This is a genomic window from Pedobacter sp., assembly GCF_035317785.1.
Lineage (GTDB): Bacteria > Bacteroidota > Bacteroidia > Sphingobacteriales > Sphingobacteriaceae > Pedobacter.
This window is the reverse complement of sequence record NZ_DATHGC010000266.1, coordinates 1-14,647: the sequence shown is the minus strand read 5'-3', so window position 1 is coordinate 14,647 and position 14,647 is coordinate 1. Positions and strand designations below refer to the sequence as shown.

Genomic DNA, 14,647 nt, shown 5'->3' with positions numbered 1-14,647 from the left:
TACTTTCAGTTCACGTACGGTTTCAATCTTTGTTAATTTCTTTAAACCGGCTATTAATTTATCACGGTCTTCTTTAGAATCCGGGTTCTTTAGCCAAAAAAGCACATGGTGCGTAATAGGGTATTTATTTTCCATATTTTTAAGGGGCATTGCTGCACTTGCTGCGGTACCGGCCGCAACCGCAGCTACTGTACCGATAAATTTTCTTCTGCTTGATGAACTCATAGTAAAATATAAAGAGCATGAAAGTAATAAAGATATTCCGAATATATTCATAATTGAGATGAAATGGCGAAAATCTGATACAGCTAAGGTCATTTGCTAAATTTTAATTATTGATTTTTACCCTGTTTTACTCGCTTCTAACCAAAGCCCTATTAAACCATACAAATGATCAACAGCATCAACACATTAAAATTTTTAGGCATCCTGGCCGGCATTTTTGCTTTAGGCCCAGTCAGGGCACAAGACCGGAAAGCACCATCTTATCCGCTGATCACCCATAACCCCAATTTCAGCATCTGGTCCAATACAGATGAACTCAATGCATCTACTACCACACACTGGACCGGCGCAGATCACTCGCTCCTGGGTTTGATCAATGTAGATGGCAATATATACCGCTTCCTTGGTAAAGAAGAGGCGAGCTATAAAACGGTACTCGCGGCTTCAGACGAATCACCTTATACCGTAAAATACACAGAAACTGCTCCTAACGGCGACTGGAAAGCAGCTGATTATGCTGCAAGCGACTGGAAATCGGGTTCTGCCCCTATCGGTGATGACGCCAAACAGGTAAAAACGCTTTGGAAATCTAAGGAAATCTGGGTAAGAAGGGTTTTCAGCATTGCCAATCCGGCCGGCATCAATGAGCTGCTGTTAAAAATGAACCACGATGACAACATCGAGGTGTACCTGAACGGCAAAAAAGTATATGAAAAAGTGGGCTGGACCAATACTTTCCAGTATTTCCCGCTCCATAAAAACGATCTGAATGCCGGTCAGAATGTCATCGCCATCCACCTGGCCAACTCTGCCGGCGGCAGGTACCTGGACTTTGGCCTGGCAGACAAGCTTAAAGACAATGCGGCTAAAATCCAGGTGGCCAAACAGAAAAATGTGGAAATCACTGCTACACAGACCATCTATGATTTTACCTGCGGTAAGATAGACCTTAAGCTGACCTTTACTTCGCCCCTGCTCATGAATGATTTGGGCCTACTGGCCCGTCCGGTGTCTTACATCAGCTACAATGTACAAGCTAACGACAAAAAGACCCACTCAGTAAAGGTATTTTTGAGTGCTTCGTCCAACATTGCTGTATACAGGCCTGCACAACAGGTCACTGCCAAAAAATATTCAACTGCTAAATTGTCGATCCTGAAAGCAGGTACGGCAGAACAGCCCATACTGCAAAAAGGTGCCGATGACATGCGCATCGACTGGGGCTATTTCTACGTGGCGGCTCCAAAATCCAGCGGTGCAATACAATTCATCAGCAGCGGCAACACCGCAGCCGACGCTTTCAGAAAGGGCACTTCAGTTTCTACAGCCACTACTGGCAGATCACTGGCGCTGAACACAGTCGTCCCTTTCGGCACGGTTGGATCCACAGCAGTAGAGCGCTTTGTTGAGCTGGGCTACGACGAGATCTATTCGATTCAGTACTTCAAAAAAGACCTGAGACCATGGTGGAACACTTCCGGCAAGGAAACCATCGAAGGTCAGCTGACCGATGCAGCCAATGCGTACAAAGAAGTGATGCAAAAATGCAGGAATTTCAACGAAACCGTATATGCAGATGCCCTGCAGTCCGGCGGCAAGGAATATGCGCACCTGTGTATCCTCGGCTACCGTCAAAGCATTGCGGCACACACCCTGGTCAAAAGCCCTCAGGGTGAAATCCTTTGGCTATCAAAAGAGAACAATAGCGGTGGTTTCATCAACACAGTCGATGTCACTTATCCATCCGCACCCTTATATTTGATTTACAATCCTTTGCTGTTGCAGGGCATGCTGAACGGGATTTTCTATTTCAGTGAAAGCGGAAAATACCCGCATCCATGGGCTGCGCATGATTTGGGAACCTATCCTCTGGCCAACGGTCAGACCTATGGTGAGCCAATGCCTGTTGAGGAATCCGGCAATATGATCATTTTATCTGCTGCCATTACAAAGGCGCAGGGAAATGCAAAGTATGCCAAACTGCACTGGAAAACACTGACCACCTGGGTTGATTATCTAACCAAAGAAGGCTTAGATCCAAAAACACAATTGTGTACGGATGATTTTGCAGGCCATTTGGCCAGAAATGCGAACTTATCCGTAAAGGCAATTGTAGGTATCGCTTGCTATGCCCAGATGGCTGAAACTCTGGGTGACACTGAAACAGCCAAAAAATATAGGGCTATAGCAGAAAGCATGGTTCCAAAATGGATCGAAATGGCCGATGCAGGTGATCATTATGCTTTAACTTTTGACAATAAAAACACCTGGAGCCAAAAATATAATTTGGTTTGGGATAAAGTTTTAGGCTTGAACTTATTCCCGCAAAAAATCTATGATACAGAGACCAGGTACTACCTGACCAAACAGAACAAATACGGCATCCCGCTGGACAGCAGAAAGGCGTATACTAAAAATGACTGGATCTTGTGGACCGCTACCTTTGCGCCAACTCAGGCACAATTCGAAGCATTGGTTCATCCTGTATATAAACATGCCATTGAAACTGAATCAAGGGTGCCATTGAACGACTTTTATGATTCAAATACCGGCATACGTGACAATTTCAAAGCCAGGAGCGTCGTTGGCGGTTTCTATATGAGGATGTTTGCCGATAAGCTAAAAGCAAAATAAAAACTTATAAAAAAGGGATCAGGATCATTTTCCTGATCTCTTTACCGTCAGGTTTCTAAACTCACCCGGAGAGTTGTTGCCCGTCCAGAGACCAACCTTACCGGACTTATAATTACTTAAGGATTTCACCTCGAGGCAAGGTTTTTCTTCACCATTGACATACACGGTAACATTACCATCCGCAAATACCAGTCTGACCCTAAACCAATCATCCGGATTCAGCGAAACATTTACCGGCTGCTCATACTTCAGCGGATATTCCTTCCTCAGCTTTGGCCAGTCATTGCCCGGCAGGCTAACGTACTGTACCGCATGCTTGACCCGATCGGGATCCGCAGCCCGGAAATTAAAGGGCCGGAAGTAAACAGCTTCATAAGTGCTGTCGTTCTGAGCATGAAATGCGATGCCAAGGAAACTGCGCTGGAGCACATCCCTGCCCTTCATCTCCACCTCAATTTCCGCATTCACTACCTCCTTCAATCTTAACCAGGCACCCCCTGCGCCGGGGCCTTCATTTACCGTTAAACTCGACCCGTCTTCCGGCAAGGTCACATTTCGGTTAAAGGTCCCCGAGATCTTCCCTATACTTATCTTAACGGCCTCTTGCGCCCGTAGTGTAGTGCTGACCGTAAGCGCTGCCAGCAAAATAATTGTTCCAAATTTCATATCTGTACATTTTTTAGCCTGCCTGCCAAAATGGTGCCGCCGTATAAAAATACTGCCTAACCACTTAAATTACAACAATTACCGAAAACAAAATGAGCAAAAACGTCCGAATCTGAACAGCGCAGAACAAAACCGGACACACATTAAAACCATAGCTCCAGGATATTCTAATCCGTTAACTCCCTGATGCACCGGCCAAATCCTGTATGTCCTGAATCATATCGGGTATAGCCCCATGATAAGAATGATTCATTCCGGACAGTACTTTCCAATGTGCCTTCGGTATTAATTTCTGGTATGACTTAAATTGCTCGTAAGGGATCACTTCATCGTCCGTTGAGTGATAAAAATAGATATTGTCCAGCTTGCTGAGGTTAGCTAAAAAATCATCCTCTATTTCATACTCAGAGACATCCCAATTCTGATCCTTCCAATAGGGAACGCCAAATAAGATCATTCCTATTACTTTATCGGGAACAGGCTCCCTGGAAAAATGCTTTAATATAACAGAAGCTCCAAAGGAGTGACCGAGGAGGATAACTTTGCCAGGTAAGCTATTGAGATTCGTTATTAAAGCGTTTTCCCAGGCCAGATAAGTGGGTTGATCAGCATCCTTTATAGTTGGCAGCAGAATGGCAAAATCATCGCCCAGTTCAGTTTTCAGCGCATCTGCAATGACTTGCTCCTCCGCTCTTGTTACCTCTCCTGCGCCCTGAATAAATAGTATTTCGTAATTCATCGGAGTAATCATTTATGCGGGAAATATTACCCGCTTATTAAATTTACGTTATATTCATATTCCGTACAATAAATCCAGCCCACAATTCAGGAATAAGCTGGAGTAGAAGGGCCATTCCACCCTCCTCCTGCACTAATCGCTATGAAAACTAATCTTCAATATTGACCCGCTTAACCGGAGTGCCAATACGAACCGGCTCTGGATTGCTTGCAGGTGCAAACGGATCAAAGTAATAAATGCCGGCTTGCCGGAATAATGGAATATGGCCCTTTAAGCGGTTCATAAAATCCGGGTAATTTCTTTTACCCTCTGCAGACCAAGCAGCCTCCGAAAGCGCGGAAATCCTCGGAAACAGGAGATAATCAATTCTTTTTTCATCCTGAACAGTCTCCGTCCACAAATTACCCTGAACCCCCAGGATCTGTTTTTCTGCTCCCTGCAGCCCGTCCAGGCCCTTCAAAGAGAAAGCATACACACTTTCCAATGCACTGTATTGTTTGCCCCATCTCCGTCCATAGGTATGCGTACTGTCCTGCACAAAATCAAAATAAAATGGCAATCTTGGGCAGAGCACCACAGAGTAGCCATTTTTAATGGCTGTCTTCAGCAGAGCAGTTTTATCATGACGCCACCAGAACATGATGGTTTTGTCCTTTGGCAGACCGGCCTCAGCCATTTCATCCCAGACCAGCAGCTGCGAGTTCATCTTAAAAAGAGAATCGCCCATTCTTTTCATAAAGTAGGTTTCCACATCCTTGACATTCGTCAGCTTATTCGCTTTCATCGTCGCCTGGATCTCCGGATCTCCGGCCCATTTCTGATTCCCGAAACTCACTTCATCGCCGCCTAAATGGATCATGCCCGAAGGGAACAAAGCATTGGTTTCCCTCAAAATATTGCTCAGGTAGGTATAAGTTTCTTTCCTGCCCGGATGAAATGTAAAATCCGGGTGCCCTGGCGATCCTCCGCCTGTAAATTCCGGATAGGCCCTGTTGGCCGCGGTTGCATGACCTGGCATGTCAATCTCGGGAATAACAGCAATGAACCGCTCTGCAGCATAGCTTACGATTTCATTGATCTGTTCCTGTGTATAATATTGGGCAGGAGCGTTTTCATTATGGAAATCGCCAATGCCACCTACCAGGGCGAGCTTTGGATACCTTTTGATCTCGAGTCTCCAGCCCGGCTCGTCAGTCAAATGCCAATGCAGTTTGTTCAGTTTGTAAAATGCCATCCAGTCCAGCAAAGATTTTACTTTTTCTGCACCAAAGAAATGACGGGATTCATCCAGCATCAGGCCCCGCCAGGAGTATACCGGCTCGTCCTGCAGCTTCCAGCCATCGATAAGGAGTGTTTCCTTTTGAGATTTAGCCTGTCTGGCGATCTGCAGCAGAGAAACAATACCATAAAAAACCCCTGACGGTTCTTTGGCAGTAATTAGTATTTCCTTTGGTTTAATGTCCAGTGTATAAGATTCCGCAGCAGCGTTTTTCTTAGGGTTTAATACCAGGCGAATGGCGGGAGTTACGCCCCCGGACGATGAGGTGCCCAGAGGCACATACAGCGTTTTAAGAAGTTCCTTTTGAAGATAGTGAGCAAGCGGTTTTAAAGACGCTGTTTCCGCGACAATAACCGTATGCTTATCAATCAGGAACTGTCCGCTATTTTTTGACACGTTTACCGGTTGGGGGATCACCGGGCATAACTCCTGCGCCGGCGCATTGGAAAACTTAAAAAGAAGAAAAAGGATTAAAAAAACAGGTGCTCTCATGTAATACTTGGTTTTTAGTACAGATTCACAAATATGATATTTTTTCCGGTTCTCTTCATCCTGAACAATCCTGTCCTCAGGCAACCTTTTTCCTCAACTCTCCGTACTAGTAATTAGTTGCGCAAACTATTAATCCCTGTTATCTAAAAACTTAAAAACAAAAACTATGTCAATTTATGTAAAAAAAAACTTGCTGGCCCTGCTATGTCTGGGCCTCATATGTGCCGCATCCTGCAAAAAGGATAAGCCAAAAGAAGAAGAACCAGTACAGAAAAAAGGAATCCAGCTGGCCACCGATGTCACATTTGGAACGGTCCTGACCGACAGTGCCGGCCGTACCCTCTATATGTTTGCAACTGATGTGGCCGGTGCCCCGTCCTGCTCCGGCGGATGCGAAACCATCTGGCCGCTTTACTATTCTTCCAGCACCAGCACTGACCTGAACCTGAATGCCGCAGAAGTGGGTGTAGTGACCCGTGCAGACGGAAGGAAACAAAGCACTTACAAAGGTTACCCCTTATATTATTATAAAGACGATCTCGCCGCCGGTGAAATCAAAGGCAACGGTGTAGGCGGGATCTGGTTTGTAGGTAAACCCGATTATTCGCTGATGCTCGCCAATGCCCAGCTGGTTGGTGCGGACACCAAATTATATACCAGTGCTTACGTTGAAGGCTCAGGCAATACCAGATATTTTACCGATTCCAAAGGAAGGACCTTATATGCTTTCTCTCCGGATAAGAACAAAACCAACACCTTTACCAAGCCCGACCTCAGCAACAATGCCATATGGCCGGTTTATGAGGAAACACTTAAAAGTGTTCCTTCTGTTATGGCCAAAGCTGATTTCAGCAGTATAACTGTATTTGGTAAAACGCAGATGACCTATAAAGGCTGGCCGCTTTATTATTTCAACCAGGACAATGCAAGGGGTATCAATAAAGGAGTAAGCATAGGCCCCGCACCCGGCTATTGGCCGGTGTTAATGCTGACTTCTCCTGTTGCACCAGCGCCTTAAGTAACTCGTTAGGAATTCGAGACCTTGTCCGTCATTGCGAGGTACGAAGCAATGACGTATACAGATTTCACACAAAATCTGCGTAAAAAACCAGTGATAATCCAGTCTAATCAGTTTTTTTAAATAAATTTAGGGCATTAACCCCATCCTTTATGAAGAAAGTGCTGATTAGCCTGGCTTTGATCTTTTCCGCAACGTATTTATTCGCCCAGCAAACCTATCCGGTCAATGGTTCTTATGACGTCAGACAGGGAACTTATGCGTTTATCAATGCCACGATTGTCGTCAATGCCGCCCAGACCATTACCAATGGAACATTATTGATCAAAGGCCAGGTCATACAGGCCGTAGGTGCCAGCCTTAAAGTCCCCAAAGGCTATGTAGTCATAGACCTGAAAGGTAAATTCATCTACCCTTCGCTGGTGGATGCTTTTACAGGATATGGCCTGCCTGAAGTTGCCCGAACCATTGGCGGGCCCCGTCAGTCTATCTTTACTTCTACCAAAAAGGGGGCCTACGGATGGAATGAAGCCGTACGACCGGAAACACATGCAAACGCCATATTCACTACCGACAGCAAGAAAGCAGATGAGCTGCGCAAGGCCGGGTTTGGCGCTGTAAATGCGATCAATCGTGATGGCATTGCACGCGGCACTTCAACCGCAGTGGCACTCAGTGACGACAAAGAAAACAACACCATACTAAAAGCGGAATCGGCAGCCAATTATTCTTTCAATAAGGGGACTTCACAAAACGATTATCCGACTTCCTTAATGGGCTCCATTGCTCTGCTGCGCCAGACTTATTACGATTCGCAATGGTATGGCAAGCAAAAGGAGGAGTACAACATCTCTCTTGAGGAATTCAACAAGCAGCAGGGCATTCCGCAGATCTTTGAGGCCGATGGCTGGCAAAATGTGCTGCGCGCAGATAAGATCGCCAAAGAATTTGGCAAACAGTACATCATCAAATCCGGTGGTGATGAGTATCAGCGGATAGACGCCATAAAAGCTACCGGCGCCAGCCTCATTGTCCCGCTTACCTTCAGTAAGGTTTATGAGGTAGAGGATACCATCGAGAACAGGAGCATTACACTGGCCCAGATGAAAGCCTGGGAACTCGACCCCGCTAACCCTGCGGCATTGGAAAAAGCAGGGATCAGGTTTGCGCTGACCACCCACGGACTGGAAAATGTTAAAGATTTTTGGGCCAACCTTGTTCTGGCCATCGACAATGGATTGAGTCAGAAACAGGCGCTGAAATCACTTACGGAGATTCCCGCGGCCATGATCGGCATCGCCGACAAAGCAGGAACACTTGAAAAAGGCAAGCTGGCCAATTTTATTGTCACTTCAGACAGCCTTTTCAAAAAAACAAATATCATCGAGGAGAACTGGGTACAGGGCAAACGCTATATCCTGTTTAAAAAGGACGACAAGGAAAAAAAAGACAGCCTCAACAAACTGAGTAACCGTACCGAGCCTAAAAAACAGCTTGGTCCATTGATCTTCCCTTTTACCGCTTTTGGAACCAGCAGCCCGTTGAAACAGGAGACCGTACTGCTGAAAAATGCTACGGTATGGACCAATGAGAAAGAAGGAATCCTGCAAAATGCGGATGTACTGCTGGAAAACGGCAAGATCAAGGCTGTGGGCAAAAATCTTTCTTCAGTAGGGGCAAAAGTGATAGACGCGACAGGCAAGCACATCACGCCGGGCATCATTGATGAACATTCACACATTGCCGGAACGGGCGGCATCAATGAAGGTGCGCAGGCTTCTTCGGCTGAAGTACGGATCGGCGATGTGATCAATTCTGAGGACGTCAACATTTACCGTCAGCTGGCGGGCGGGGTCACCACCTCCCAGATCCTGCATGGCTCTGCAAACCCGGTTGGCGGACAGTCGCAGCTGATCAAGCTAAGGTGGGGCAAATTGCCTGAGGAGTTAAAATTCCAGGGTGCGGACGGCTTTATCAAATTCGCCCTGGGCGAGAACGTGAAGCAGAGTAATTTTGGCACAGGGGCCCGTTTCCCGGTCACCAGGATGGGCGTAGAACAGACTTTTGTTGATGAGTTCACCAGGGCCAAAGAATATAAAACGGCAATCGCCAAAAAGGGAAATACAGTACGGCGCGACCTGGAACTGGATGCCATAGTGGAAATCCTCGACAACAAGCGCTTCATCACCTGCCACTCCTATGTGCAGTCTGAGATCAACATGCTGATCAAAGTGGCGGACAGCCTGGGCTTTAAGATCAATACCTTTACCCATATTTTAGAAGGATACAAAGTGGCCGACAAGATGAAGGCCCATGGCATCAATGCCTCCACATTTTCGGACTGGTGGGCCTATAAAATGGAGGTCGCAGAAGCCATCCCCTACAATGGAAAGATCATGCACAATGTAGGCATCACGACCGCCTTTAATTCTGACGATGCGGAAATGGCCCGCAGGCTAAACCAGGAGGCCGGAAAAGCGGTGCTGTATGGCGGCGTACCAGAAGAAGAAGCATTTAAATTTGTAACCCTCAACCCTGCCAAAATGCTGCACATAGACAGCAAAGTGGGCAGTCTGAAGGCCGGCAAGGATGCTGATGTGGTGATCTGGTCAGACAACCCGCTCTCTATTTACGCAAGAGCGGAAAAGACCTTTGTAGACGGCATTGCCTACTGGGATATGGAGCGTGATGCGCAGGTCCGGACTGAACAGAAAACTGAACGTACACGCCTGATCCAAAAAATGAAGGACAGTAAAGCCAAAGGCAGCAAAACCCAGCGTCCGCAAAATGAAACACCGAAATTATACGACTGCGAAACTTTAGATGATTATTCCCTTGAACTTAACGAACTGGAAAGGAGCCACGCTCATGAATAGATCCATATTAACCCTGCTCATTTCACTTATCGGGCTGAGCAGCTTTGCTCAAGCCGACATTTCTCCTGCAAAAAAACAGGACAAAAGAGTGATCATCATGGGTGCTAAATTGCACATTGGCAATGGGCAGGTCATAGACAATGGCTACCTGATCTTTGACAAAGGCAAGATCACCGGTGTAGGCGACGCGACACTGGTAAAGCTGAACCTGACCGATGCCACGATGATCAACGCCAATGGCAAGCATGTGTATCCCGGTTTCATTGCTCCGATTACCAATCTGGGCTTAATCGAATACAGCTCGGTAAAAGCCACGCTGGACCATACAGAGATCGGCGACTTAAACCCGAACATCAGGGCTTTGATTGCTTACAATACAGATTCCAAAGTACCGGCAACCCTGAGAAGTAACGGGGTACTGATGGCACAGATCACCCCTGAAGGGGGCATCCTGTCGGGCAGTTCCTCCGTGGTGCAGCTCGATGCCTGGAACTGGGAGGACGCTGCCATCCGGAAAGACGATGCACAGCATATGAACTGGCCCGTCACCCCGGTATTCAGAAGCGGCAGCGGCAGGGCCGCCCCTACTCAAAGCGCATTGAAAGAGCGTACACAAAAACAAGTCGACATCCTGGACCAGTTTTTCGCGGAGGCCAAAGCCTACGCAGAAACAGAAAAGCCGAAGGTGACCAATACCCGTCTGGCCGCCATGAAGCACCTGTTTGACGGAACACAAAAGCTTTTCATTTCCGCTGACAGTGAAAAGGACATTACAGCGGCTGTAAAATTTGCGAAGAAATATGGCATCACCCCGGTTTTGGTTGGAGGCGACGAAGCCTGTCTGATCATTCCTTTCTTAAAAGAAAACAACATTACTGTCGTCGTCAAAGAACCGCATTCCTTACCAAATTCTACTGACGATGATGTAAATATGCCTTACAAGAATGCGGGGGTACTCGCCAATGCGGGCATCAATGTAGTCATGAGCATGCACAGCTACTGGGCGCAGAGAAACCTGCCTTTTATGGCAGGGACGGTAGCTGCGTGGGGTCTCGATAAAGAAAAGGCATTGCAGATCATTACGCTCAACACGGCAAAGGCCCTGGGCATTGACAAAACGGCCGGGAGCCTGGAAACAGGAAAAGATGCGACTTTATTCATTTCTGCGGGTGATGCACTCGACATGAAAACGAACAAGGTGGAACAAGCCTTTATACAGGGCCGGGACATCAACCTCGACAACCTGCACAAGCAGCTGGACAAGAAATTCAGTGCAAAATACAGTTCACAGTAACCTGCACTATTGCAGTATTTCTTAATATAGCCGTGTTTTTGTGCTAACATAACAGTTCTACTTTCGCATTTGGTTTTATATAATTAATTTTAATCAATGATGAAACGACTACTATGTACAGCTTTAATGCTGCTTTTCTGTTGCCTTGTCAAAAATGACCTGCTGGCACAGACGACGCAGGCATCCATTTCCGGGATCATTTCCGATGATCAGAACAAACCTGTTCCGGGGGTTTCGGTATCCGTTAAAAACGAATCAACCGGTTTTACAACAAGAACCAGCACCAATAGTCAGGGTGAGTACACCTTTAAGGAGCTGCCTTTGGGTGGCCCCTATACGGTAAGGGCAACCTATACAGGTCTGGGAGAACAGACTTTATCGGGCTATATGCTGAACCAGGGTGACCTGGTCAAAGCCAACGTAAAGATGCAGACCGCAGCGCAGACCCTGCAGGCGGTCGAGATCAATGGTAACGGACTGAGAAATAAGGTTCAGCAGTTTGGTGCCTCGACGGAAATCTCGGCAAAGACCATGAACCAGCTTCCGGTCAACGGACGTAACTTCTCCTCGCTGATGGACTTGTCGCCATTGAGCCGCGGCGGTGGTATTTCCGGACAACTGGGATCTTCAACCAATTATACCATTGATGGCATGAATGCCAAAAACCCGACCTCTGCCGGAAGTACGACCAGCAGAAGTGGTGCCCCTTACTCCATTTCTATCGAGGCGGTAAGGGAGTTTAAGGTGGTGACCAATCAGTATGATGTTACTTTTGGGCGTGCAGGTGGTGGTACCATTAGTGCGGTAACCAAATCGGGCACCAACAAAATCAGCGGAAGCGCATTCAGTTATGGCCGTGCTGACTGGCTGGCCAGTCCTTATGACATTCGCGGAAACAAACGCGTCAATGATTTTTCCACCTATCAGTATGGATTTACTTTGGGCGGTCCGATCATTAAAGACAAACTTCATTATTTTGTAGGCTGGGACCACCAGCGTGATGCACGTCCGCTGATCATCGCAGACATTAACAACCCGGAAGATGAAGCGCGTTTCAACATTACCAACAGCACTTTGAACAGCTTCCAGAGCATCGCCCAGAATAAATATGGTGTTGCCCGGACTGAACAGTTCGGTTCTTTTGACAAGAAACGTGGTTCTGATGCGGCATTTGCGCGTATAGACTGGCAGATTGATGAGAAAAATTTGCTGACCATCCGTGACAACTATACCAACGACAGGAACCCTCTGGGCCTGGCAGACAACACGGCCATCAACTTCTATGAAAGTTATGGCAATGACAAAAACGTGGACAACAGCTTACTGGCCACTTTACGCAGTACCATCAGCAGCAAGATCACCAACGAACTGAAGGTTCAGCACTTGTATACTTTCCAGGCGAGTACCCAAAACAATCAGCTGGATTTCGCAATCCCGAGAGCAGTGGTTAATAACGTAACTTCTGTGCTGACTGACGGTACTACTAAATCTACGGCCATTCAGATCGGCGGCCACCGTTTTGCACAGGAAGGTTTTACCAACAATGTTTTCCAGGTGGTAGACAATTTTTACTACAACACGGACAAGGCCAAATATACTTTTGGTGCCGACCTGATGTATACGGATGCCACTTCATTGTACGGCAGTGAGGTGAACGGACGTTTTGAATACACCAACAGCGGGGCAGATGCTACTGCACAAACCTCCCTTCAAAACTTTGAAAATCTGATTCCTAACCGCTTTTACCGCGAGGTGCCGTTGGTTGCAGACCCTACTGTAAAGGCAGGCATCTGGAATGCGGCCATCTATGGACAAATGCAAACTAAACTGGCTTTCGGCCTTGATTTTACAGGTGGTCTGCGTTTAGACTACAGCAAGTACCCGACTTCTCCGTTCAATGAAACGCTGTTCAATGCGATCGGCGTAAGGACAGATCACGAGCTTTCGCAGTTCCTGATCCAGCCGCGTGTCCAGTTCAACTGGGATATTGAGGAAAAACATACAGATTTCATACGTCTGGGTGCTGGTATATTCGGTTCTGATGTGAACAACTATGTGACCATCAACAACCTGACCTTTGACGGTAAACACCTGGCAACGGTCGACGTTTTCGGTGCTGATGTACCAAAACCTGATTTTCCGGGCTACAGAAACGGAACGGTAGCGACCCCACAGCTGAGCAATTTCCAGGTACCTACCATCAATACCTATGCGGAGGATGCGCAGATTCCGGTGGTCTATAAAGCCAACCTGTCTTACTCCAAACTGATCAGTGAGAAACTGAAAGTGGGTATCACCGGCTATGCTACCCTGGGCCGTCACAATTACATGTATGTGGACAGAAACATGGTGACAAATCCTTTCTTTACTTTATCCAATGAAGACAACAGGGGCGTATTTGTTCCTTCCATTCCAGGCAATGGTGCAGCAGACTGGAAAACCGGCCGCTTGAACAATCAGTTTGGAAGGGTGCTGGAATTGAACAGTAAAGGTAAGGTGAACCAGTTTGCCGTGGTGGTTGATGCGACCTGGCAGTACTTTAAGGATGGGCAGATCAGCGCCAGCTATACTTTAAACGATACGAAAGACAATACCTCTTTCAATGGTAACGTAGCCAACTCTGCTACCTTGTCCCTGCTGGTTAAAGATGACCCGAGAGACCTGAGCAAGATGAGCTATTCAGACAACCATTTCCGCCATAAAGTGGTCATCTATGGTACGCTTCCTACCTTCTGGGGGGTTACTGCGGGTGTTCGCTACTCGGGCATCGGCGGTACACGCTACAGCCTGACTTCAGGCGGTAACAACAATGGTGACTTCGTGACTACAAACGATCTGGCCTTTGTCTTTGACAGGAACAATACCGGTGTACCGGCCAATGTGCGCAGTGGTTTGCAGACACTGCTGGATAACCCACTGGCCAGTCAGAGCATCAAGGATTATATCCTTAAATATGAAGGTCAGATTGCTGAGCGCAATGGTGGTGTGAACCGCTTCTTTGGTGTGGTAGACCTCCGGATTGCCAAAAAGATCAAATTCAGGGGTACACACAATCTGGAGATATCGGCCGATATCTTTAACGTAGACAACCTGATCAAGAAGACATGGGGTGTGAATGAAAGTTTGGGTAACCAGGCCTTATATGCACTGGGTATTCCTAAAAGCGGAACTACTGCTGCTGTTCCAAATTTTGATACCACCAACAAAGTATTTAATTATCGTGTAAACAACTCCGGGGTGGTCAATCCTTCAGGTAATCCATACCAGTTCCAGATCGGCGCACGTTACGGATTCTAATACCCGGGATTCTAACTGGCATAAATAACCCGTAATTTAGCCTCAAACGTCATTGCGAGGTACAAAGCAATCTCCACATCAGATTGCTTCGTACCTCGCAATGACGTTTTTAATAGAATCCATTTTT

9 protein-coding genes are annotated in these 14,647 nt (G+C 46.9%); 5 read left to right on the top strand and 4 right to left on the bottom strand.

From position 1 onward, the window contains the following. Window positions 1–318, bottom strand: a 318-nt coding sequence (locus tag VK541_RS16620; protein WP_324371452.1) for a twin-arginine translocation signal domain-containing protein, incomplete at its 3' end; no start/stop codon positions are given. A 72-nt stretch (window positions 319–390) separates the two neighbouring features. On the opposite strand from VK541_RS16620, the gene VK541_RS16615 reads away from it, so the two are divergent. Beyond that, window positions 391–2,859: a glutaminase family protein gene (locus VK541_RS16615; RefSeq protein ID WP_324371451.1), complete on the top strand. Its 2,469-nt coding sequence runs from the start codon at window positions 391–393 to the stop codon at window positions 2,857–2,859. 24 nt (window positions 2,860–2,883) lie between these two features. Here VK541_RS16615 and VK541_RS16610 read toward each other — a convergent pair whose 3' ends face one another. The 3 genes from VK541_RS16610 to VK541_RS16600 all read right to left on the bottom strand — a co-directional run bounded on the left by VK541_RS16610 (window position 2,884) and on the right by VK541_RS16600 (window position 6,035). Continuing rightward, window positions 2,884–3,525, bottom strand: a complete 642-nt coding sequence (locus VK541_RS16610) for a family 16 glycoside hydrolase (RefSeq protein WP_324371450.1) — start codon at window positions 3,523–3,525, stop codon at window positions 2,884–2,886. Window positions 3,526–3,700: 175 nt separating this feature from the next. Next, the gene (locus VK541_RS16605) at window positions 3,701–4,264 is read right to left on the bottom strand and encodes an alpha/beta hydrolase (RefSeq protein WP_324371448.1); all 564 of its coding nucleotides are present in this window, start codon (window positions 4,262–4,264) and stop codon (window positions 3,701–3,703) included. Between the two features lie 148 nt (window positions 4,265–4,412). Continuing rightward, the gene (locus VK541_RS16600; protein ID WP_324371447.1) at window positions 4,413–6,035 is read right to left on the bottom strand and encodes a beta-N-acetylhexosaminidase; all 1,623 of its coding nucleotides are present in this window, start codon (window positions 6,033–6,035) and stop codon (window positions 4,413–4,415) included. A 166-nt stretch (window positions 6,036–6,201) separates the two neighbouring features. On the opposite strand from VK541_RS16600, the gene VK541_RS16595 reads away from it, so the two are divergent. The 4 genes from VK541_RS16595 to VK541_RS16580 all read left to right on the top strand — a co-directional run bounded on the left by VK541_RS16595 (window position 6,202) and on the right by VK541_RS16580 (window position 14,520). Next, on the top strand, window positions 6,202–7,053 hold the full coding sequence (locus tag VK541_RS16595; RefSeq protein WP_324371446.1) for a hypothetical protein: 852 nt from the start codon (window positions 6,202–6,204) through the stop codon (window positions 7,051–7,053). A 152-nt stretch (window positions 7,054–7,205) separates the two neighbouring features. After that, window positions 7,206–9,929 (top strand): amidohydrolase family protein, encoded by a 2,724-nt coding sequence (locus VK541_RS16590; protein WP_324371445.1) that lies wholly within the window; start codon window positions 7,206–7,208, stop codon window positions 9,927–9,929. Further along, entirely contained in the window at window positions 9,922–11,223 is a 1,302-nt protein-coding gene (locus tag VK541_RS16585; RefSeq protein WP_324371444.1) for an amidohydrolase family protein, read from the top strand. Before VK541_RS16590 ends, VK541_RS16585 begins: the two co-directional genes overlap by 8 nt. Window positions 11,224–11,319: 96 nt before the next feature. Next, window positions 11,320–14,520, top strand: a complete 3,201-nt coding sequence (locus VK541_RS16580; RefSeq protein WP_324371443.1) for a TonB-dependent receptor — start codon at window positions 11,320–11,322, stop codon at window positions 14,518–14,520. The last annotated feature ends 127 nt before the right edge of the window (window positions 14,521–14,647 follow it).